The sequence below is a fragment of the Rivularia sp. PCC 7116 genome (genome assembly GCF_000316665.1).
Classification (GTDB): domain Bacteria; phylum Cyanobacteriota; class Cyanobacteriia; order Cyanobacteriales; family Nostocaceae; genus Rivularia.
Genome location: NC_019678.1, coordinates 3,401,376 through 3,424,244 on the forward strand (window position 1 = coordinate 3,401,376; position 22,869 = coordinate 3,424,244).

The following is a 22,869-nucleotide window of genomic DNA, read 5'->3' on the forward strand; positions in this document are numbered from 1 at the left end:
TGATAGATGCTTGCCGAAAAGATCAATAGTATTCTGTTTTTAGCAAGAGCGATCGCTTTAATTGTACGGTTAATTGCCGTGAGTTGATAGTAGTGTTCGTAGCAAGGGTTTTAACCCTTTCATACAAACCCATTAAAACCAATAAAACGCACTCACTAGTCGTGAAATGCGTCAAATTAACTGCTAATTGTAAAAGGGCGGCTGATGGGACTCGAACCCACGAATGGAGATACCACAAACCTCTGCCTTAACCACTTGGCTACAACCGCCATATTTTTCATTATTAAGTAGTATAGCAGCTTATAAATGATTTGATCAAGCATTTTTTTGGAACGGACTTAGATAATCTAGAGTCTAGTAGTCAAATGGTTAATTTTTATATTTAAAGATAATGAAGATTGTAAGTATTGCGGCATATGCCGGAGCCGCCGCATTAATTGCTTTGGGAGTAGCAATGGCGGGTACAAATCCATCCCGAGCCGAGTATGAAGAATATGCGACTCAGCGACTGAGTCAGTATTTAAAAGAACAGGGATGCAGCAAGACTCCAAATTTATTAGACAATTTAATCAAATTTAACTGTGGAAAGTTAATAGATTCAGCCAGCCCCCAAATTAAGCAGATAATTAAAGCATCAACCGAAAAACAAGATTTTCTGCTATTCAGCGTTTATCGCACAAATTTACAGATAAACACTCTTATCCCTTCATATAAGTTCGAGACGGTAGGAGCTTTAGATAATTTCTTTACTTATAAAGCACAAAAGGAGTAATTGGTTATAGGGCATAGGGCATTGTCAACTTATAACTTCTTTAATTTTTAATACAGTGGCTGAAACTGGGAATACTTGTATACATGAATTCCCTTTTTTAAGCACCTGTAAATGAGTTATTGTACAAATATCAACTGCTTGTCTCCGCAAAATCCAGATACAGCTAATTTTTGCATGGCTTGCGGTCAAAAGTTTTTACTCAAAGAACGTTATCGTCCAGTTAAACTGATAGGACATGGTGGTTTTGGTAGAACTTTTTTAGCCATTGATGAGTATCTTCCTTCCCAGTCTAAATGCGTTATTAAACAACTTTATTTTGCTCAAAGTCAAGCAAATCATTTTAAGCAGAAGGCTTGGGAATTGTTTCGTCAGGAAGCGATTCGTTTAGATGATTTAGGGCAACATCAACAAATACCGCAGCTTTTGGCATATTTTGAACAAGACGAACAACTTTACTTAGTACAAGAATGGGTTGCGGGAAATTCCTTGATGCAGGAAATCGAGCAACAAGGAGTCTTCGGAGAGTCTCAAATTAGGCAGTTGCTGCAAAAATTATTACCAGTACTGCAATTTATTCATTCCCAAAATATTATTCATCGAGATATAAAACCGGCGAATATTATGAGAGGATGTATCGCTAAAGATACAAACGCTAAAACATCAAATTCAAATCTATTTTTGATTGATTTCGGAATAGCGAAACATCTTCATAATACAACCTTACAGCAGACAGGTACGAAAATCGGAACCCCTGAATATATGGCTCCCGAGCAACTGCGAGGTAAAGTATTGCCAGCAAGCGATATCTACAGTTTGGGAGTAACCTGTATTTATTTATTAACTGGTATTTCCCCTTTTGATTTGTTTGATGTTTCAGAAGATAGATGGGTATGGCGAGATTATTTATTACCACAAAATAAAGTATCTACTCGCTTGGGCAAAATTTTAGATAAGATGCTGCAAAATTCGCTTCCCAATCGTTACCAAAAAGCAAATGATGTTTTGCAAGCATTATCTCGGCAAGCGATATCTTCTATATCTCATACACAAAGCTTTGATTTAACTGCAACTGAGACTGAAGAGATAAAAATTGAAATTGATTATACTCAATTGCAAAATTTACTTAAAAAAGGGAAATGGCAAGAAGCAGATAAAGAAACGTGGAAAATTATGTGTGTTTCTCTATCAAAGCCAATAGGAACTTATTTATTTAAAAGCGATATTGAAAAATTATCCGATGATGATTTACAAAAAATCGACCAACTATGGATGAGATATAGTAAAGGACACTTTGGTTTTAGCGTACAGAAAGAAATATATGACAGTGTAGATGCCGACTATGTGCAATTTTGCAATATGGTTGGTTGGGCAACTTATAATTCTTATTCTTCAGCTAATTCTGATTATTATTACAGTTTAAAAGCACCCATCGGACATTTACCTACGCGCACTTGGATGGGTGGCTCTCAATGGTGGCGACATGCTGATACATTCGCTGCTAAGCTGGATCGGATTTTATGGGGAGTAGCAAGTAGCGATTAAAGAATCCAAAACTTAATTAGATATTTTCCCTATTTGCTGGTAGCAGAAAAATCCTGACAAGATGCTGAATAAATTGCAGAATCTTCGGAAGTGCCTTTTGCAATAAATAACAAGTTACCATCAGCATCTTTAACCCATCCTGTAGCTTCGATAATTTGATTTTCTCGATTATCAATATTAGTAGAATTAACATTTTCAACAGAAATATTTGATGCTGATTCTGCTGCAACTACCAAATCGGCTAATTCAACTAACATTGTATTTCCATCAAATAAATCATTCGGGCTTTGCGGTAATCCACCTTTCCCGCGAATAATGAAGTTATTTCCAGCAGAAGCAGCACATCCAGCTTTAATTTTGGCATTTTGAACTAGGGTTGATGGTAAGTTGATTAGTTGATGGGCAGAATTCTCGTCAAGCTGGTTTACCGTAACTTCTCCGTTAACACCAAATTTAGAACTTGCAGTAATATCACTTTTGAGAGTTCTTTGTGCGCGAAATCCTAAACCAAAAATATTCTGAGTCGTAATATCAATATTACCGCCATTACCTTGATTTGCATTGGCGATAATATCGCTATTTTCAAAGGTTAATCCAATCACAAAACCTTGAGGATTATTGATAGTAATATTACCACCGTTGGCAATATCAAAAGCTTCCGCAGAAATTAAACTGTCATTTTGCATCCATAATAAATCCTGGATATTAAGGGTAATATTTCCGCTTTCCAACCCTTCTCCCACTCCCGTCTCAGCTGTTAACTTACCTTCACTTAAAAATAGATTATTGGCAATTATTTCTAAATACCCTGCTTGTCCCAATTTACTGCTAACATTGATTTCAGAATTATCCAGTACATCAAATTGATTTGTATTAGCTTCTATAAAACCTGCTTCTCCACCATTACTTGCTTGTACCAGTAAACCACCTTTACCAGTCAAATTTATAGATTCTGTAGCGTTAATAATTAAATCACCACCTATGCCATCAATAGTAGACGCAGTAATTTGACTACTATTGACTGAAAGATTATTCATCATATTTAATGTGATATTTCCACCCTCACCTGATTCTGTGGTTGCAGATATTTTGGCATCTTGAAAAAGATTTAAGTTATTGGCATTAATTAAAATATCACCGGCAACTCCATTATTTCTACTACTGACATTTGCTTGAGAATTAGTCATAGTAAACTGATTAGTAGTAATTCTTAATTCTCCTGCAACTCCAGTACCTTTTGCTTCTGATGCAATCATGCTACTATCTGAAAGTTTGACTGAATTTGTAGCATTAATATCTATATCTCCGGCTTCTCCATTTATCGTAGATGCTGAGATTAAACTATTCGATAATTCTAGATTATTTAAAATATCTAAGCTAATATGACCATCAGTACCTGATTCATTAGTTTTAGCAGCAATTTCTGCTGTATTTCTTAGAAAAACATTATTTGCCTTAACTAAAAGACTACCAGCACTTCCATTACCTTGACTGCTAACATTTGCCTGAGAATTATCAGTTAAATTTAATTGATTGGTAACAATATCGATATTTCCAGCTATGCCATCGCCAACTGCTTCTGATGCTAGTTTGCTATTATTTTCAACCGTAACTAAATCTGTAGCGTTAATTTTAATGTTGCCAGCAGTACCGTCTTGTGTAGTAGCATTAATAAAACTTTCTTGACTCAAGAATAAAGTTTTGAGATTGTTTAGTTCAATATCTCCACCATCGCCAGAAGCAGTATTAGCAGATATTGTTGCTTTGTTAGTTAAATTAACATTGCTAGCTTTGATTGAGATTAAGCCCGCATCTCCTTCTTCGGCACTACTAACTACTGCGTCGGAATTATCGCTGATATTTAAATTATTGGTGACGATTTCTAAAAATCCAGCTTCACCTTTACCAATTGCTCCGGAAGCAATTTTACTGCTTTGTGCAATTTTTACCTCATCGGTGGCATTTATAGTAATATCACCAGCCTCACCATCAATTGTAGTTGCAGAAACAAGGCTTTCTCCACTTAGCTGTAAAGTTTGTAAGTTTTTGAATTCAATATCTCCACTAATTCCAGATTCTGTTTCTGCGGTTACTCTAGATAAATTATTAATAGTGACATTATCGGCATTTACTAATATATAACCTGCTGACTGTTTACTATTTACACTAGCTACTGAAGCGTCAGCAATATTGAGATTTTTGGTATTAATTTCTATAAAACCTGCTATACCTGTACCTGTTGCTTCTGAGGCAATTTTACTATTTTCTAATATGTTTACAAAATCAAGGGCGTTAATTATGATATCTCCAGCTTCTCCATCAAGACTTGATGCGGAGATTTTACCGTTACTTAATACTAAGCTCTCTAATCCTTGAAGGAAAATTTCTCCACCTAGGGTAGATTCTGTAGAAGCAGATATTTCCGCTCCATCAGCGATAATTAATTTTTTAGTATCAACTATCAATTCTCCAGCATTTCCTGTTGCACCTGTTTCAGATGTAGTAGTAATTTTACTGGAAACTTGATTCTCATTATCTTCATTAGAAGTACCAATTATCTGCACTGAATCGAAAGCAGTAATCGAAACTTTTCCTCCTTCCCCTTCCTTTAATGTTCCCGCACCAATAAATGAACCATTACTAACATTTAGTTTATCTGTAGTAACTTGCAAATCACCTGCATTACCAGAACTAAAAGTACTAGTTGAAACTATGGCTCCGTCTTTTAGTATAAATTGGTCGGTATTATTAATTATTAAATTACCTGCATTACCAGAACTAAATGTAGCTGCTGTTAAACCCGAGCTTCCAATTAATTCTATTTTATTAGCGTTTACAGTTAATTCCCCACTATCTCCAGCATCGGGAATTTTGCTTAGTTTATCACTAATTGTTTGAATAATGGCATCAGCTTGTGGATTGGGTATTGTTTCGTCTATTAATGAAGAAAGTAAATCTGGATATATTGTTGTTAGTGAAGCTGGAGATATTGATGAAGTAGCGATTCCTGCTCCATTTGTAATTATTAGTTGCCCTGTATTAATATTTGTATTTCCTGCGGCACCACTACCATTTGTTCCAGAGATAATACCTGTATCCAGTGTTGCTGATGCTAGTGATTCGCTCCTGAGTGTGGGGCTAAATGTTCCAGATTTATTACCAGTTAATTTAATAAATTCGGAGGCATTTACATTTATATTTCCTCCTTCTCCACTGTTAAAAAAGTCTGAATTAAATGAATTATCTTTTGGTAATCTAGAAACAAAAGTACTGATACCAGTACGATAATTATTGATATTATCGATACTAATACTATTTATTTCTGGAAGGCTATTATCTATAATTAAACGTTTTGTTGTAATATTAATATCCCCGCTATCTCCGATTCCGTTAGTAATAGAAGATAAACCGCTACCATCAAATATTTTTATATCATCTGTCTCTACGATTAAATTGCCACCAGTTCCTAAACCTGTTATGCCAACAGTGACTCGACTAGCATCTTCTAAAATAATTGCGGGAGCAATTAACTTGATATCTCCACCTTCAATTGGATTTGTACTGACATCATCAATATTAGATTGACTATCAATATCTGCTCCAATCATGGAGATAGTAGCTCCGCTCATCAAAGAAATATTTCCACCTGCTGCTGTTAATGAATCAGCTTTGATGTTGCTGCTAATTTCAATATTTCCTGAAGCATCAACAATAATTGTTCCAGCATTTCCTGAGTTACTGCTAGTTTCAATATTTCCCTGAATTTGAATATTTCCATCACCCAAATTAGCATTTTCGTTGTACTGATTCGTCAGAAAAACCAAACCATCTGGGGAATCAACTTTTATATTTCCCTCAAGCACTATATCGCTACTACTTTTAACTCTTTCAGTATTGGGTATTATGGGTATAAATTCACCATTTTCGGAAATAATTTCAGTAACATCATCAGTTACATTAATCCCAGCACGAATATCTAAAGTTGCTTGATTTTTTCCGTCAATATCTAACTCTTCCCCATTAGAAAGAATAACTTCCTCTTGCAAACCATTTTCATCATCCGTACCTGCAATTGTGACATCTCCAGTAATATTTACACTGCCTCCAGCCAAAATATGCAGCGAAGCACCATTGTAACTTTCAAAACTAACATCACCACTAGCTCGTATAATAGGGTCATTAGGGCTTTGTAAATTTCCCAAACTACCATCTAACTGCTCAACCCGAAAATTTCCACCGCTAAAATAACGAGCATCACCAAGTACGGGATTGAAACTTTTTAAAATTAAATCATTTCCAGAAAATAAACCACTATCTGGATGATTTAACGCAAAAATGTCTACATTCTCAGCGCCTTGTAATAATAAATTATTACTCGCATCAGCAACAAAAGGAATTTCTGAAGAATCTCTAATTTGTAAATTATTTTCTGCCTTTAAATTTAAATCCCTACCCGCTTTCAACTTACCAGTTAAATTAAGGTTTTTTCCGATCAAATTTAAATCTTTCCCAACAGTTAAATTGGCTTTGCTGCTAATGTCACCTTGTTGGGAACGAGGATATTGTAAACCAGGAGTAATATTTACTTTTAGTAAAGGTGGTGCTTGCAGATTAGTTGTGCTAAATTCAAAGCCATTATCAAATAAAATACTTGATGAAGTAGTTGCGCTGAAAGAACCAGAAATATCTAAACTTGCATTTTCACCAAAAATAATCCCATTCGGATTGATTAAAAATAAATTAGCATTTCCTAATACTCCCAACTTGCCAAAAATCGCAGATGCATTTTTTCCTGTCACCCGAGTTAAGATATTTTGGATTGCATTGGGATTGCTAAAATAAACGCTTTTACCATTCTCAATATTAAATTCTTTAAAGCTATGAAATAAGTTGCTTCCACGAATTGCACCACCGTCAATTCTTTGAAGTAATTTCGTAGGAGTAACTAGAGAATTTTCTTTTCCTAAAGTATTATCTGGTATTAATTGTGCTTTGGCTTCAATAACTGGTGCTAGGGATAGGGCAACAGAGAAGCCCCATAATAAGCAATGGGAGTAACTGTACATTTACTTACATCTGGAAACTATTTTACTGAAAAATTTTCTTCAGGATGACATTCATATAGTTCCCATATTTCAGCATAAAATAACAGGAATTACACAATATTTAGAGAGCATTTTTCATTGATTAATCGCAAACATTTAAATTTATTGACCATTATTGTTACTTTATATCAATATATGGGAATTCTATAAATAAGTATTACCCCTTTCAGAACAGAGGTATTCATAGATTTATCAGGGAAAAATAATGTTTAATATTCAAGCTATTTTTTTAGGTTTATCATTTGCGTTTGCATTTATACAAGTTTGTCAAGTTAATGCCCAATTAATACCAGATAATACTTTAGGAAAAGAAAATTCTCTAGTTAATTCTATCAACTCTCTTGAAAATAGAATTAATGGTGGTGCTATTCGTGGCTCTAATTTATTTCACAGCTTTCAAGAATTTAATATTGAGAATGGTAAAAGCGTTTCTTTTAATCATTCAGCTTCAATTGAAAATATTTTAACTAGGGTAACAGGTAGAAACAAATCGCAAATTTTGGGTAAATTAGGAGTTATAGGAAATGCTAATTTATTTTTAATTAATCCTAACGGAATTGTTTTTGGTAAAGATGCGAGCTTAGATATAAAAGGTTCATTTGTTGGTAGTACCGCAAGTTTTATTGATTTTGAAGATGGAATGCAGTTCAGTGCTGTTTCACCAGATAAAGCATTATTAACAATCAGCACACCTTTAGGTTTAGGTTTAGATAATCCAGGGGAAATTCGCGTTCAAGGTGATGGGCATAAATTATCTGCTAGCATATTTGGTTTGCCTTTTAAGGATAGCGGTACGGAAGGTTTAGAAGTAGCACCGGGAAAGACTATTGCTTTAATTGGCGGGAATATTATCTTAGAAGGGGGTTCGCTCAAAACAAACTCTGGAAGAATTGAATTGGGTAGTGTTGCTTCTGGGAAAGTTGATTTTACTTTCACTCCCCAAAGTATGGAGTTTAGCTATGATAAAATCGAAACTTTTAAAAATATTCAATTATTAAAAGAGTCATCTCTTCAATCTAACGGTTTCTCTGCAATTTCAAATATAACAAATGCTGGTTATATTCAACTACGAGGAAACACAATTTATATTAAAGATGGCTCAATGATATTTAATAGTAACCAAACAAACTTAACTTCTAAAGGAATAGATATTAATGCTACCGAATCCTTAGAAATTATCGGTAGTAATATTCAAGAAAGTCAATTCAGTAGTTTGCGAAGCCAAACATTATCAGATGCGACGGGTGGCGATATCAAGATTGATGCAAGCAAATTAGTTATTAAAGATGGTGGTGCTATATCAGGTTATAATTTCGGTTCTAAGTTTGGTCCTAATATTAAAATAAAAGCTTCAGATTACGTTGAAAATATAGGTAGTTCAGCACAAAGGATTTTTGCTAGCTTTATTGTTACTAATACTTTTAATTCCGGAAATGGAGGAGATATTGATATATCAACAAATCGATTCGCTTCCCTGGATGGTTCTACCGTTAGTTCTTCAACTTTTTCTAGTGGAAATGCTGGTAATTTGACAATAGATGCTCGCGAATCTATAGAAGTAATCGGTTTTGAGCAAGCTAACCTTAAAACAAGTATTTTAACCTCTTTAACTTTTAATAGTGGTAAAGGTGGTAATTTAATCTTAAATACAAAAAAGCTAATAGTTGCAGATAGTGGCAGAGTAGATGCTTCTACTGTTGGTAGCGGAGCAGCAGGAAGTATTACTATTAATGCTTCTGAGAAAGTAGAAATCAATGGTTCTGTTCCAATATCTTCCATAGGAAGTCGAATTACATCTTCTGCTGACATTGCAGACAAATTATTACAAGAAGTATTTGGAATTCCGCTAGTTCTTACCGGAGAATCGGGAGCAATTACTATTAATACCAATCAACTAAATATTTTAGACGGTGCTTTGCTAGCAGTTAAAAATGATGGTTCTGGTAATGCTGGAAAACTACAGGTAAAAGCCGATTCTATTAACATTAATAATCAAGGAAGTATCAGCGCTACTACTACAACCGGTGGAGGTGGTGATATTAATTTAAATACCAAAAGTTTACTACTGCGAGGCAACAGTAATATTTCTGCGACTGCTGCTGCTGGTGATGGAGGAAATATTAATATCAATACTCAAGTTCTCGCAGCGCTACAAAATAGCGATATTACAGCGAATTCGGAAGGCAGTTTCGGGGGAAAAGTAACCATTAATGCAAAAGGTGTTTTAGGTACTAAATTGAGAGAATCTTTGACTCCAAAAAGTGATATTACTGCAACTTCTGGTAGAGGAGCAGAATTTAATGGTGTTGTTGATATTAATACTATTACTTTTAATCCTAATTTTAAATTAGTCGAACTACCAACAGGACTAGCTGATTCTAATCAAAAAATAGTTGCCGGATGTATTGCAAATCGAGCTAGCAATTTTACAGTGATTGGACGCGGTGGATTACCTGAAAATCCCAGTAAACTGTTTGTAGGAAATAGTCCAATAGTTGACTTAGCTGATTTAGTTCCGACATCAGAAAATCAACAAAGTTATATTTATTCTACATCTTCAGAAGCATCAATAAATAATTCAATAAATAATTCAATTAATAAAAACAAAAAAGAAATAGTTGAAGCCAAAGGATGGATTTTAGACGCACAAGGTAACATTGAATTTGTTGCAGAAAATCCAGAGGCGATCGACCATTCTGAAAGATTACAGAATGTCAACTGTCAGATAATTCGCTCAAGTTAATATTTTAGATGTTTTGTGTTATTTTTCTGATTTATGGGAAGTCTATAAATAAGCATTGCTTCTTTCAAGCAGAAGTTATCTATAGATTTATCAGGGAAAAATAATGTTCAATCATCAAGCCATTTTTTTAGGTTTAGCATTGGCGTTTGCATTTACACAAGTTCGTCAAGCTAAAGCCCAATTAATACCAGATAACACTTTCGGAAAAGAAAATTCTCTAGTTAATTCTATTAACTCTCTTGAAGATAGAATTGATGGTGGTGCAATTCGCGGTTCTAATCTGTTTCATAGTTTTGAAGAATTTAATATTGGTAATAATAGAAGCGTTTATTTTAATAATCCAACTGCAATTCAAAATATTTTAACTAGGGTTACTGGTAATAATGCATCGCAAATTTTGGGTAAATTGGGAGTCTTAGGAAATGCTAATTTATTTTTAATTAATCCTAACGGAATTATTTTTGGTAAAGATGCGAGCTTGGATATTAACGGTTCGTTTGTTGGCAGCACGGCGAGTTTTATTAACTTTACGGATGGAACAGAATTTAGTGCAGTTTCACCAGAAAAGCCATTATTAACAATCAGTACACCTATCGGTTTGGGAATGGGGAATAATCCGGGTGAAATTCGCGTTCAAGGTGATGGACACTCTATAGTTGGTGATGGTTTAGAATTTCCTTTTGTAGATAGCAGCACAAAAGGTTTAGAAGTTGCACCAGGAAAGACAATCGCTTTAATTGGTGGAAATATTGTATTAGAAGGGGGTTTGCTAAAAACAAAATTTGGAAGAATTGAATTAGCTAGTGTTGCTTCCGGTAAGGTTAATTTTACCCCAAATTTACAACTTAGCTACGATAATGCTCAAAGTTTTCAAGATATTAAACTATCTCAAGAAGCATTGCTTGATGCAACAAATTCTTTACAGAATCCTTCAGATACAGGTAACAGCATAAATCAGAATTTTGCAGATGCCGGTTCAATAAATATCAAAGCAAAGAAAATTTCTTTAACAGGTAATTCATATATACTTCTGCAAAATCAAGTAAATATAGAAAATTTACCTCCTGGAACTATAAATATTGATGCTACAGAGTCTTTAGAAATTAACGATAGTGTTATCAGAACTCAATCATTTTTAACAGGAAAAGGCGGAGATATTAAAGTAAAAACAAAACTGTTAATGATGAAAGACAGCGGTATTATTACAGTGTCTAATTACGGTTTAAATTCTGGTGGAGATATCAATATCGAAGCATCAGATTCTATTGAAATAATTGGTTCTTCAATTCTAGACAGAGCACCTAGTAGCATTACTACTATCGCTTTTAATTCTGGCGATGGAGGAAATATAAATACATCAACTAACAAGTTGAAACTGATTGATGGAGGAATTATTAGTTCTACAACCTTTAATAGTGGTAATACAGGAAATTTAACTATAAATGCTCGCGAATTTGTCAAAGTAATTGGTCTTGGATCGAGTTTTACTGGTGCTAGTTTTTTATCTTCTTTAACTTTAGGTAGCGGTGATGGTGGAAATTTAACTTTGAATACCCAAAGATTAACTGTTAAAGATGGAGGAAGGGTAGATGCTTCAACTGGTAATAGTGGAGCAGCAGGAAGTATTACAATTAATGCTTCCGACAAAGTAGAGCTAGCTGGTTCTGGTACTATTCGAGAAGTTGTTATTCCCAGTTTGATTACATCTTCTGCTGATATTGCAGATAAATCACTACAAGAAATTTTAGGAATTCCAGTAATTCTTAACGGAGATTCGGGAACAGTTACTATTAATACGAATCAATTAAATATTGCTGACGGTGCTTTGTTGGCAGTTAAAAATGATGGTTCTGGTAATGCTGGAAAACTACAAGTAAAGGCTGATTCTATTAGTATCAAAAATCGAGGAAATATCAACGCTACTACCGCTTCAGGTAGAGGTGGAGATATAAATTTACAAACCCAAAATTTACTATTAAGAGATAACAGTAATATTTCTGCTACTGCTGGTGATGGTGATGGAGGAAATATAAATATTGATACTCAAGTTCTTGCTGCGCTACAAAATAGCGATATTTCTGCTAATTCCGAAGGAAGTTTTGGAGGTAAAGTAGCTATTAATGCAAAAGGAATTTTTGGTACCCAATTTAGAGAATTTCTAACCCCAGAAAGTGATATTACTGCGACATCTGGAAAGGGAGGAGAATTTAATGGTGTTGTTGATATCAACACTATTACAATTAATCCTAACTTTAGATTAGCTGAATTACCAACAGGACTAACCAATTCTAGTCAACAAATTGTTGCTGGATGTAGTGCTTCTAGAGCTAGTAACTTTACAATTGTTGGACGTGGTGGATTACCAGAAAGTCCCAATCAACTATTTACAGGAAATATTCCAACAGTCGATTTATTAGATTTAATACCTACATCGAAAAATATGTCAAATGATATTTATTATAGGTCTTCATCCAATTCAAATAATAATTTCATTCATCAAAACAAGAAAGAAATAGTTGAAGCCAAAGGTTGGATTACAGACACCCAAGGTAACATTGAATTCGTCGCAAAAGTACCGCGAGTTATCAACAATTCTAGAGGAATAAAAGCAGTTGATTGTCAATCGCTGGTTTCTTAAATAAAAAGTAGGGGAGATGGGGAAAAATTCAATAACCAATTACCAATTCCCCATGCCCAATGCCCAACTCCCTACTCTTTTATATACTTACTTCTTGCTTGTTGAGTTGAATGCAATATCTGCTCTAACGTTGTCCAATCTTCTCGCTCAATCAATTGAACTAATTCATCAAGATTTGAGCGATAATTTTGCAGCGACATTAACAAAGCTTCTCGATTATATTTTGCCATCATTACTCCTAATTCCGGATTCCCTCCGCCGACGCGGGATGTATCGCGAAAACCCGAACTGGCAAACTTTTGAGCTAGCTGATGCACTTGAGAATCAGTTTCTTTATCGCAAGCTGCAATTAATGAAGCACTAGCCATTACCGGTAAATGTGAAATTAAGCTAACTGCTTTGTCGTGTTCCTCTGGGGAACAGTAATGAATATTAACCCCCAGTTGACTAATAAGATTTTCAATAACTGTAATTGCCTTTGCCGGAGTTGTATTTATAGGTGTAAGTACGTAAGGCTTATCGCTAAATAAATTTGAACGTGCAGCTTCTATACCAGAATCATTACTACCTGCCATTGGGTGCCCGCCAACGAAATTTTCCCAAACCGGCGAAATCCCTTTCACAATCGGGGTTTTCACCGAACCAACATCAGTTATTACACAAGAACTTGGTAAATAAGCAATCAATTGCTCAAGTGTGGGAATAATAAATCCCAGAGGAGTACAAATAAATACGACTTCTGCCTCCGATAACAAGCTCATATTTACTGATGCTTGGGAAACAACCCCCAAAGATATTGCTCTTTGAATAGTTGAATCGCGGCGACTAACTCCCAAAACATGATGTCCTTGCTTCTTTAAGTCTAAACCTAAAGAACCACCTATTAATCCAAGACCAACTATGCCAATTATCATACTTAATTTCTATAAGAGGGTGGGAGGGGGAAGAGTGGGAAGAGGGGGTAGAGGGAGAAGAATAAATAATTATTATCAATTATCAATTACCAATACTCAATTACCAATGCCCAATGCCCAATGCCCAATTATCAATTAGATATTACTTAATTTCTAGATAATTTACCAATTATAAAAATCAGAGGTAGCATCAATGAATGTAGATAAATTTTTAGAAAAATACGCTCTTGGATTTACGGATTTTAGCGGGGTTGAACTTCCCGAAGCTAATTTATGCGGGGTAAAGCTTAGCGGTATAGATTTGAGCCATGCCAATTTAAGCATAGTAAACCTGAGTGGTGCTAATCTTACTAAAGCTAATTTAAGCTACGCTCAACTTAATGTTGCAAGGCTTAGCGGCGCTTACCTTGAAGGTGCAAATCTCACTAAAGCTAGTTTGAATGTAGCGAATTTGATTCGAGCTAATTTAAATAATGCTCAATTAGTTCAAGCTTCTTTGATACGAGGTGAATTAATTCGCGCTGATTTTAGCCGTGCTAATTTACGAGAAGCAAATTTAAGCAATGCCGACTTACGGGAAGCTACGCTGCGTCATGCGGTTTTACGTGGTGCGAATTTAAATCAAGCTTGTTTTAAAGGTGCTTCCTTAGTTGCGGCTAACTTGGAACAAGCAACTTTAAATAGTACCGATTTAGTAAGGGCTGACTTAAGCGGTGCTAATTTACGAGAAGCCGAACTTCGACAGGTAAATATGTTTCGCGCTAATCTGTGCGGTGCTAATCTGTGCGATGCAAATCTTCGATGGGCTGACTTGAGAGGTGCTAATTTGTCTTGGGCTGATTTAAGCGGTGCAAAATTGAGCGGTGCTAACTTAACTGGTGCTAATTTAAGCAATGCGAATTTGACTAATACAAGTTTGGTACATGCCGATTTAACTGAAGCAAAATTAATTCAAGCTGAATGGGTTGGTGCCGATTTGACTGGCGCAACTTTAACCGGTGCAAAGCTCTATGGTACATCTCGCTTTGGTTTAAAAACCGATATGTTGATTTGTGAATGGGTAGATTTAAGTCCAAAAGGCGATCGCTCAATTATCCATAACTTAAACGCTGAAGATTCAGGAGATTTTTTCAACGAAACTCCTCCGACTATTCGTATTATTATAGATCGACCTTTAGATCCAGAAGCCAATTTTGCTTTAGCAGGTGCGTATTTTCAAATAACTCAAAAATATCAAGGATTAAAACAACCCCCGAGCATGGAAATTGGTCGCCGTCGCACTGTTTTTACTTTCCGTGTAGATAGCGATGAAAGTCTATTTCCTGTGGCTTATATGGCAATTCTTCCTTTTAAAGATGCTGCCCCAACTCAAAAAAGTATATATACGGCAATAGAAATGATTGCTCGTAAAGATATAGACGAGCGGTTGATTAGCGCCCAAAAAATTCACCAACTAACTATTTTATTAGAGCAAGCGATGCAAAATGTAAATCTGATTAAGGATGCTACAAAGATTTTAGGAATTGCAGCAAAACTAAACTTTTTTCAAGCCCCTACGCAAACAATTTTAACTAATTCTAGTGCGAAAAATTTGATTATTAACGACAACCCACATTTTGGTAAAAGGCTAATCGATCATCCCCAAATTGAAGCCGATTTATATGAAGACGAATTAAGCGAACTTGCTAAATCCAGGCAACCAACTCTAGCTATGGTTGAAGGTTTCTTTAAAGGTTTTCATTATATTAACTAGATAATTGGGCATAGGGCATAGGGCAATGACCTTGAGACATAATTATTCAGTTAAAATATTTCATACTTAATAGTAATTTTTTAATATTTAAAGTTGTTTAAATTTAAATAGACAATATCTATAGTTATTATTTAACAATTATTTAATTCTTTGCAGCGATTACAACTCATATAGCGTCGCTATATTAATAGCATATTTAATAAATAGATCGAAAATAATAATACTTAATATCCAATGCCCAATGCCCCATGCCCAATTTCTAATGCCCAATTTATAATTCTCAAACCATAATAGTATTGATTCCAATAAATATATAGGAGTAGAACAATGTTTAATAAAATGATGGGTCGTACCCGATATGTAGTTTGCCGTATTCTGCTGCATCTAAGCGGTTCGGAAGTTGCGCCTATTTTAGGAGTATTAAACCGTAGCGCTTCAGAAGCGATTGATGCTGAAGGTGATATGGAGGTAATGGGAGAAGAATTAGTTTCAGTTTGCGAAAATCTATTGCAATACGATGAATCTTGGATGTCTGCTGCTAATGAAGGTGATGTGTTTTGGAAGGAAGAAGATGCAGGAGACTACTTTCAAGAATTATTTACCGACTCAGCACAGCGTTATTTAAGCGAACCACCAGCTAACTATTCTAATTCTGATGAATCTTTTAGCGTACCCGTAACCCGGAATGTAGTGGTGATGATTACTGTCGCTTATGAAGGAGAAGTTCCGCAATTAGAAGATGATTTGTCAAATATTGCTGCCCTTCAAGAAGCTTTAAAAGCTTTAATAGATTTAAATTACAAAAATAAATTACGAGCAGTTCAGGTACACTTTTCCCCCGCACAGTTAGGTGATGAACTTACAAACGACCAGTTATTACAGCATTTTACAGAATTAATTCCTTTGTAAATAAAGTTAATCGGTAATGGGTAATGGGTAATGGGTAATTGGAACTCCTCACTCCTTACTCCTAACTCCTGACTCCTTCGGTTCTCCGTACCTAACGCCCTCACAAAGAAGTTGTTAAGCTCAAAGATAGAAGAACAATTACCAAATCATGACAATTTTGCGTAAATTTACAGCGGTTTTTTTAGCCTTGAGTTTGTGTTTTACTACAGTCGCTTGCGGCGGTGGTACAACAACAAGCACCCCGCAAGCTAGAAATGTAACTCGAACTACCACCAACACCAGAATTAGTGATGGTGAGTATCCCGTACAGCAAGCTAGTTATAACGATGCTGATGGAGAATATACGCTATTTCTATTAAATAGCCCTACTCCAACTTTTAAAACCGACAAGTTACAAATGGCTCGTCTTACGGAAGAACAAATCAAAGAAGGTAAAAGTAACTATTTAAAAGTTGAAAACGGACAACCCGCACTTTATTTAACACCAGATTTTAAAATCGAATACACTCAAAACGTTACTGAAACCAGAACAGACCCCGATACCGGACAGCAGCGAACAGTTGTAGTTCAGCGCAACAACGGCTTCTGGGCACCTTTTGCTGGTGCAGTTGCCGGTCAAGCGATTGGTAGTTTATTATTTAGACCGCAGTATTATGTACCACCCGCATATCAGCCAGGAAGGTCTGTATATACAGGCTTTGGTGGTTATGGTAATAGTTACGATGTAGCAGTAGATAGATATCGTCAGCGCTACAACGAACCACCAGCAGCAGTCAGAAATCGTACCACTTTCCGCACCACAGGAAACGCTAGAAGAAGAAATCGTGGAAATTCAGGTTTCGGAACTAATAGAAGCACTACTCCCCGTACAAGCACTGGTAACAGTCGCTCTACAGGTTCCGGATTTGGCAGCAGTACCCTCAAACAATCGGGTAAATCCAGGTCAGTAAGAAACCGTCCTTCTAACAGCAGTTTCGGCAGCGGAACCCGCTCTCGTTCCACCAGAAGCCGCAGTCGTAGCGGTGGTTTTGGTAGCGGACGCAGAAGAAGATAAAGAAAGGTTAGCAGTTGGGCATGGGGAATTGGGCATTGGGCATAGGTAATTGGGAATTGCTTAAAGAGTGATGGGGTAATGTGATGATGATTTTTTATTTTCTTCCTCCCTCACTCCCTCACTCCTTCACTCCCTCACTCCTTCTTCCCCCTCTCCCCACAACTAACAACTAACCACTAACCACTAACCCAGCCTGCTCCCAACGCCCAACCGCTTTACCGATAACCGATAATTCTTGCATCAAACTATCAAAACGTTCTGGCGGAAGAGATTGAGGTCCATCTGATAAAGCTTTTGCGGGGTTGGGATGAACTTCTATCATTAAGGAATCACATCCGGCTGCTATTGCTGCCATCGCCATTGAAGGAACAAGTTCTGATAAACCCGTACCGTGAGAAGGGTCAATCATAACAGGTAAATGAGTTAGCTTTCGCAACACTGGTATTACAGATAAATCTAAAGTATTGCGAGTATACTGACGGTCAAAAGAACGAATACCGCGTTCGCACAAAATTACGTTGGGATTTCCCGAAGCCAGAACGTATTCAGCAGCCATCAGCCATTCTTCAATAGTTGCAGACATTCCTCGCTTTAATAAAACTGGCTTTGGTTGCGCTCCCACCTTTTTAAGCAAAGCAAAATTCTGCATGTTTCTCGCACCAACTTGAACAACATCTGCAACTTCTGCAATTTTGTCTAAGTCGGCAGCGTCCATTACTTCGGTAATGATTCCCAATCCGCTAGCAACTCTAGCTTTAGCTAATAATTCCAAAGCGCTTTCACCATGTCCTTGGAAAGCATAAGGTGAAGTGCGGGGTTTATAAGCACCACCACGGAGAAACTTAGCCCCAGCAGCTTTGACGCGCTGTGCTGTTTCTACAATCATTTCTTCATTTTCTACCGAACAAGGGCCAGCTACAACCACCAAGGGATGATTTTCGCCAAAGGTAACTTCACCATCGGGAGTATTAACTACAATTCCCGAAGCTTCCCCATGACGAAACTGACGACTAGCACGTTTGAAAGGCTTTTCTACCCGCAACACTTGCTCAATCCAAGGACTTACCTCTTGAATTTGCAGCGGATCTAAACTTGCTGTTTCTCCAACTAAGCCAATTACTACTTTATGTTGACCTACTATTTTTTCTGGTGTCAGTCCCCAGTTAACCATTTCTTCACTGATGCGTTTAACTTCCTGTTCGGGAGAACCGACTTTCATTACTATAATCATGGAAAACTTACCGATATCTACTTAATCGCTAATTAAAATCTAACGTTAATAGCTAATTTTTGCTTGGCAGATATAAGTCATAGTTTGTACATAAAAATGAAATAATTGTGATTTTAATCAGGAAAATTCTAGCGTGTGTTATCGCGGAGGGTAACGCACCGCCATATTTTATGGGACAGACTACTATTCGTTTTCATTAAAATTGATGGGTTTTGACAAGCAGGGGGAGCAGGGGAAGCAGGGGAGCAGGGGGAGAAAAGAATTTTGAGAAAAATAAATCCTTTAAAATTAATGAAAAGAACCACTATTACCACTAATGCCTTTGATTAATTTTGAAGGGGTTTGCGTAGTAATGCGCCACTTAATATAAATTCCCTATTACCAATTACCCATTACCAATTACCCAATAAATAAAGAATGAAGAACGAACTTTAACATTCATCCTTCACTCTTCATACATTTTCATTTTTCTCAATCAGTTAAGCGATCGCCTTTAAGGGTGGATCTTCGCCTTTGTTCATACTTTTTTTTGCCGAGTCTCGCGCCAACCTGCTACCATTCGTCCAAAGTTGGTAGTAAATTCGCTCCAACCAATTAGAGTTCCGACTCTTTGCTCCTCCCAAGAAGCGGAAAGAACCCCGTAGGTAATTCCCAAAACTCCCAAGCCAAATAGCCCCATATTAACAAGCAGTACTAGCAGGGGAGGAAATTTGATATCAGCATAAATAATCAGCAAATAGCTGACAACCAAAGTCAAAATACCCAATATAGTAGGTACTCCACATAACCAGGCTACACGTCTAACCATGCGCTGGCTAACAACTTGGGGAATAGCCATTTCTTCCTTAGTAAAAGGAGGCTTTCTTTGTGCTTCCTCGTTGGGTTCTTCCTTGACAATTGGTGTTTGAGCCTTAGCTTTGGGGGGCTTTTGGCGTTTTTTATTTGGTTCAAAAGGTAAGCGGTTGCGTTCGGATTCGGCAGACATAATCAGCGACTCTATTATTTACCCACGTATACCGAGACTGCGAATCAAAGTTTTATAACGTTCGCGGTCTCCACTTTGAATATAAGACAAAAGACGCTTACGTTGACCAATCATCTTCAACAATCCGCGACGGGAGGAATGGTCTTTTTTATTCGCTTGCAGATGTTTGCTCAAACGGTTAATCCGTTCGGTAAGCATCGCAACTTGTACCTCAGAAGAACCAGTATCGGTTTCGTGGACTTGATATTGTGAGATTAACTCTTGCTTTTTTTCTTGTGTTAGCATAAACCAACTTTATTTTCTTTAATCTAGGCAGCAGTTTCTAATATTATCACAGGCATTTGGCTGTGAGATGAATTGTGCTGGGAAGATGGGGAGATGGGGAGATTAGAATATAAATGCTAATTTTAAAACTATTTTATACATGGGTAATCGGTACGCGAATCTTACCTTATACGGGGTTGAGCAAGATGAGTTGATAGATTATCTATCTGAAATTGGTTCGGATAGCTAGGTGTCTCCTACAGAAAATTAATTTACGACAATTTAAGATTCTAGTTTTGAAGTAAATGCACAGAGCTTTGGAAATGATGGGGATTTAGAGAGACAGTAGAGAATTATTATCTACTATCGGAAGCGACGGCTATCAAAATGGCTTGCAATTGCACGATACAGGACAAATAATTAGCATATGCCGTACAATTATTTCCAATAGTATTTAGATGTCCTATTTTAGAAACGCAGCTACAAGCCGATAATTGTATAGCCGAAATAAAAAATAACTGATAATTGATAAACTGCACCCCAGCTAATTGTATCTTTAAGGAACACTGGAGAACTAAAAAACCAATTATTTCACTTCATTAGTACGTAATATTTGATTTAAAGTTATGCGAGCTTCATTTAAAGGTAAATGCCTTGGCTTACCTTCAATTACGATTTGAAACTCGCTATTATCTGGGCCATCTCCAAAACCAGATATAAGCTTGCGGTGAAAAGCTTCATCAGCAAGCCGCCGAATCTCATCTCTAAGAACAGCTTTATCGGTACTCATTTGCTGTCACCTAATTCTTTAATATTTACTAATATACAGTTATAACATCACATTACTACTTTCTTAAGTAATAAATTTCTTATTATTTGCATTAATCTAAAGTTGCAAAGCATTTATTTACATTTATTAATTTTATTTAGCATTTTTTTATATTAAATTTGATTTGCTTCTATTAAAACCCTTTATTAAGTTATAGAGATGTAGCAGTGTTAGATATTTCTGCTGAAGTTTGAACTACGCCTACGGTAAATGCCGAAAAATAACCAGTTAAAATTAATAATAAAAACCAGTATTTGCCTGTTTCAAAGAAATTCTTAAAACCTTGCTAAATAGTTATTAATAAAGCCATTAACCAACAATATTAGCTATTTTTAGTCTTTTCACTTTAAAATCTGAACTCATCTTAAAAACCGAGTTTCCTTGTGAACAAGAAACCCGGCTTATTTAAACTTATTTGAATTATGTTAGCTGAGAATAAATAACATCTATGATGCAAGACTAAAACAACTAACGACTAATTACTAGAACCTTGATAAATTCGATTCATTTGTTCTCTGGATAAACGTGTCATGGGGAAACCCAGATTTTCGTAATTACTTTGATCTATTACTGGTTCGGTTACTTCTTCAGTTTCATACTCGTTTATCTGGCTTTGAGGTGTAATATAAGCATGACTTTCTGGATCGTATGCTAATATTTCTCCGGTTTCAATTTGATAAATCCATGCGTAGATTTTAATTTGCTTTTGATAAAGTTTGGAGTGAATTAGAGGATAGGTACGTAAATTATCTATTTGCGTCAAGACGTTTTCAGCCACCATGATTTCTAATAAATCTTCCTCTTCATATTTGCTGTAATGGTCTAAAACCAAACGTCTAGTAGCTTCAGCATATTTAAGCCAATCAAACACCAAAGGCATGTCTGATTGTAATTTATTTAGCTTCATCAGTCCTTTCATCGCGCCGCAATGAGAATGACCGCAGATAATTATTTGGTTAATACATAAAGCTTGTACCGCATATTCAATCGTCGCCCCTTCACCACCATTTGTGGCTCCATAGGGAGGAATAATATTACCAGCATTACGGATAACAAATAATTCTCCTACCCCAGCTTGAGTAATTAGATTAGGGTCTACGCGAGAATCGGAGCAAGTAATAAATAATACTCTAGGCTTTTGACCGTGGGAAAGTTGTTCAAATAATTCTCTATGGGTGCTGTAATAATTAGCTTTAAATTCACGCAGACCCTTTACTAGTTTTTTCATTTTATCTTTGTAGTGGAAAAGTGAGGCAGGGGAGATAAGGAGACAAGGGGAGAGGGAGAGATAAGGGGATGAGGAGAGGATGGTAAATTTTCAACATGCGATCGCATTACTTCGTCACCTCATCATCTTTGACCTTAAACCTTTGACCTAATATTCACCTTCTCACATTTCGGGGGTATTCTGCTCTAGATTTTTAGACTTTAACGGCACATCCAAAATAATCTATTTCCACATCTAACACCGGACGAGCCATTTGTTCAACATATACGACTGGCTGACAGTCGGTGATTTGAGATAATTGTTCTGCTGCCGCTAATTCTATACCAAAATGCTTCTGAAACAATGTTTTAGTTTCAGTAAAAGCTGCATACAGATTATTTCTATCTGCCTTTCCACGTTTACCAAAATAGGGAAAATGGTGAATAAATCTACCGAACAACATTTCACAGTCTTGTGCATACTTCATTGTGTCGAGAATATGACAGTGCCAAACTTTATCTATTTCTTGAGTTGGAACTAATTTATGTTTTGGATAAAGATGAATTAAGCACAGAAAGGCAGAATAATGATAAATTGCTCGATTTGTCTGCTCATAAGTCCATTTTTCTCCTTCATCAGAGTCCATTAACTGATAAGCAATAGCCTTTAAGTCCAATTGCTGAAGTTTGTCGGTAAATAATTGAAGTTCCTGAGATAAACCTGACTGAGTTGATAACATAATTGCAATAATTGATTAATAAAGTTTTAAAGAAGCAATTTCATCAACAAAGAAGGTAGATACGCACAACTACAACTGTGCAACGCCGATTTAAACCCTGTTATTTACTTTTAATCAAGCCAATGAAAGACTGAATATTTGATATTTGAATTACATTCACCGCTATATTCGTTAATAAAGAGAT

At 36.1% G+C, this 22,869-nt stretch carries 15 protein-coding genes and 1 tRNA gene; 7 read left to right on the forward strand and 9 right to left on the reverse strand.

What is annotated here, in order from left to right:
• Positions 1-196: 196 nt before the first annotated feature.
• Positions 197-269, reverse strand: a tRNA-His gene (locus RIV7116_RS13370).
• A 122-nt stretch (positions 270-391) separates the two neighbouring features.
• Here RIV7116_RS13370 and RIV7116_RS13375 point away from each other — a divergent pair.
• A complete protein-coding gene (locus RIV7116_RS13375) occupies positions 392-772 on the forward strand; it encodes a DUF4359 domain-containing protein (RefSeq protein ID WP_015118831.1) in 381 nt (126 codons plus the stop codon).
• Positions 773-883: 111 nt separating this feature from the next.
• Positions 884-2,314 (forward strand): serine/threonine-protein kinase, encoded by a 1,431-nt coding sequence (locus RIV7116_RS13380; RefSeq protein ID WP_015118832.1) that lies wholly within the window; start codon positions 884-886, stop codon positions 2,312-2,314.
• A 29-nt stretch (positions 2,315-2,343) separates the two neighbouring features.
• Here RIV7116_RS13380 and RIV7116_RS34505 read toward each other — a convergent pair whose 3' ends face one another.
• On the reverse strand, positions 2,344-7,380 hold the full coding sequence (locus RIV7116_RS34505; protein ID WP_015118833.1) for a filamentous hemagglutinin N-terminal domain-containing protein: 5,037 nt from the start codon (positions 7,378-7,380) through the stop codon (positions 2,344-2,346).
• Positions 7,381-7,624: 244 nt separating this feature from the next.
• Between RIV7116_RS34505 and RIV7116_RS13390 the strand changes: the two genes are divergently transcribed.
• Positions 7,625-10,162 (forward strand): filamentous hemagglutinin N-terminal domain-containing protein, encoded by a 2,538-nt coding sequence (locus tag RIV7116_RS13390; protein ID WP_015118834.1) that lies wholly within the window; start codon positions 7,625-7,627, stop codon positions 10,160-10,162.
• A 103-nt stretch (positions 10,163-10,265) separates the two neighbouring features.
• Positions 10,266-12,800 (forward strand): filamentous hemagglutinin N-terminal domain-containing protein, encoded by a 2,535-nt coding sequence (locus RIV7116_RS13395; protein WP_015118835.1) that lies wholly within the window; start codon positions 10,266-10,268, stop codon positions 12,798-12,800.
• 71 nt (positions 12,801-12,871) lie between these two features.
• Here the strand turns inward: RIV7116_RS13395 and RIV7116_RS13400 are convergent, their stop codons facing one another.
• Positions 12,872-13,714: a prephenate/arogenate dehydrogenase gene (locus tag RIV7116_RS13400; RefSeq protein ID WP_015118836.1), complete on the reverse strand. Its 843-nt coding sequence runs from the start codon at positions 13,712-13,714 to the stop codon at positions 12,872-12,874.
• Between the two features lie 193 nt (positions 13,715-13,907).
• On the opposite strand from RIV7116_RS13400, the gene RIV7116_RS13405 reads away from it, so the two are divergent.
• From RIV7116_RS13405 to RIV7116_RS13415, 3 genes are all read left to right on the forward strand, one after another.
• Positions 13,908-15,467, forward strand: coding sequence for a pentapeptide repeat-containing protein (locus tag RIV7116_RS13405; RefSeq protein WP_015118837.1), 1,560 nt, complete (start codon positions 13,908-13,910; stop codon positions 15,465-15,467).
• Between the two features lie 327 nt (positions 15,468-15,794).
• Positions 15,795-16,376 (forward strand): DUF1517 domain-containing protein, encoded by a 582-nt coding sequence (locus tag RIV7116_RS13410; protein ID WP_015118838.1) that lies wholly within the window; start codon positions 15,795-15,797, stop codon positions 16,374-16,376.
• A 148-nt stretch (positions 16,377-16,524) separates the two neighbouring features.
• On the forward strand, positions 16,525-17,430 hold the full coding sequence (locus tag RIV7116_RS13415) for a hypothetical protein (RefSeq protein WP_015118839.1): 906 nt from the start codon (positions 16,525-16,527) through the stop codon (positions 17,428-17,430).
• Between the two features lie 169 nt (positions 17,431-17,599).
• Here the strand turns inward: RIV7116_RS13415 and aroF are convergent, their stop codons facing one another.
• The 6 genes from aroF to RIV7116_RS13445 form a co-directional block, all read right to left on the reverse strand.
• Positions 17,600-18,661, reverse strand: coding sequence for a 3-deoxy-7-phosphoheptulonate synthase (gene aroF, locus RIV7116_RS13420; RefSeq protein ID WP_015118840.1), 1,062 nt, complete (start codon positions 18,659-18,661; stop codon positions 17,600-17,602).
• A 517-nt stretch (positions 18,662-19,178) separates the two neighbouring features.
• The gene (locus RIV7116_RS13425; protein ID WP_015118841.1) at positions 19,179-19,646 is read right to left on the reverse strand and encodes a PAM68 family protein; all 468 of its coding nucleotides are present in this window, start codon (positions 19,644-19,646) and stop codon (positions 19,179-19,181) included.
• A gap of 18 nt (positions 19,647-19,664) precedes the next feature.
• Positions 19,665-19,931, reverse strand: a complete 267-nt coding sequence (gene rpsO, locus RIV7116_RS13430; protein WP_015118842.1) for a 30S ribosomal protein S15 — start codon at positions 19,929-19,931, stop codon at positions 19,665-19,667.
• A 565-nt stretch (positions 19,932-20,496) separates the two neighbouring features.
• Positions 20,497-20,700 carry a hypothetical protein gene (locus RIV7116_RS13435; protein ID WP_015118843.1) on the reverse strand — a complete coding sequence of 68 codons (204 nt, stop codon included), beginning with the start codon at positions 20,698-20,700 and terminating at the stop codon, positions 20,497-20,499.
• A gap of 514 nt (positions 20,701-21,214) precedes the next feature.
• The gene (locus RIV7116_RS13440) at positions 21,215-21,967 is read right to left on the reverse strand and encodes a carbonic anhydrase (RefSeq protein ID WP_015118844.1); all 753 of its coding nucleotides are present in this window, start codon (positions 21,965-21,967) and stop codon (positions 21,215-21,217) included.
• A gap of 193 nt (positions 21,968-22,160) precedes the next feature.
• On the reverse strand, positions 22,161-22,685 hold the full coding sequence (locus tag RIV7116_RS13445; RefSeq protein ID WP_015118845.1) for a glycine-rich domain-containing protein-like: 525 nt from the start codon (positions 22,683-22,685) through the stop codon (positions 22,161-22,163).
• Positions 22,686-22,869: the final 184 nt, after the last annotated feature.

Excerpts from the sequence above, each read along its gene's own strand:
- RIV7116_RS13440 (WP_015118844.1), bottom strand. The coding sequence starts at position 21,967 with ATGAAAAAACTAGTAAAGGGTCTGCGTGAATTTAAAGCTAATTATTAC.
- RIV7116_RS13405 (WP_015118837.1), top strand. The coding sequence starts at position 13,908 with ATGAATGTAGATAAATTTTTAGAAAAATACGCTCTTGGATTTACGGAT.
- RIV7116_RS13375 (WP_015118831.1), top strand. The coding sequence starts at position 392 with ATGAAGATTGTAAGTATTGCGGCATATGCCGGAGCCGCCGCATTAATT.
- aroF (WP_015118840.1), bottom strand. The coding sequence starts at position 18,661 with ATGATTATAGTAATGAAAGTCGGTTCTCCCGAACAGGAAGTTAAACGC.
- RIV7116_RS34505 (WP_015118833.1), bottom strand. The coding sequence starts at position 7,380 with ATGTACAGTTACTCCCATTGCTTATTATGGGGCTTCTCTGTTGCCCTA.
- RIV7116_RS13380 (WP_015118832.1), top strand. The coding sequence starts at position 884 with ATGAGTTATTGTACAAATATCAACTGCTTGTCTCCGCAAAATCCAGAT.
- RIV7116_RS13425 (WP_015118841.1), bottom strand. The coding sequence starts at position 19,646 with ATGTCTGCCGAATCCGAACGCAACCGCTTACCTTTTGAACCAAATAAA.
- rpsO (WP_015118842.1), bottom strand. The coding sequence starts at position 19,931 with ATGCTAACACAAGAAAAAAAGCAAGAGTTAATCTCACAATATCAAGTC.
- RIV7116_RS13415 (WP_015118839.1), top strand. The coding sequence starts at position 16,525 with ATGACAATTTTGCGTAAATTTACAGCGGTTTTTTTAGCCTTGAGTTTG.
- RIV7116_RS13445 (WP_015118845.1), bottom strand. The coding sequence starts at position 22,685 with ATGTTATCAACTCAGTCAGGTTTATCTCAGGAACTTCAATTATTTACC.
- RIV7116_RS13410 (WP_015118838.1), top strand. The coding sequence starts at position 15,795 with ATGTTTAATAAAATGATGGGTCGTACCCGATATGTAGTTTGCCGTATT.
- RIV7116_RS13400 (WP_015118836.1), bottom strand. The coding sequence starts at position 13,714 with ATGATAATTGGCATAGTTGGTCTTGGATTAATAGGTGGTTCTTTAGGT.
- RIV7116_RS13435 (WP_015118843.1), bottom strand. The coding sequence starts at position 20,700 with ATGAGTACCGATAAAGCTGTTCTTAGAGATGAGATTCGGCGGCTTGCT.
- RIV7116_RS13395 (WP_015118835.1), top strand. The coding sequence starts at position 10,266 with ATGTTCAATCATCAAGCCATTTTTTTAGGTTTAGCATTGGCGTTTGCA.
- RIV7116_RS13390 (WP_015118834.1), top strand. The coding sequence starts at position 7,625 with ATGTTTAATATTCAAGCTATTTTTTTAGGTTTATCATTTGCGTTTGCA.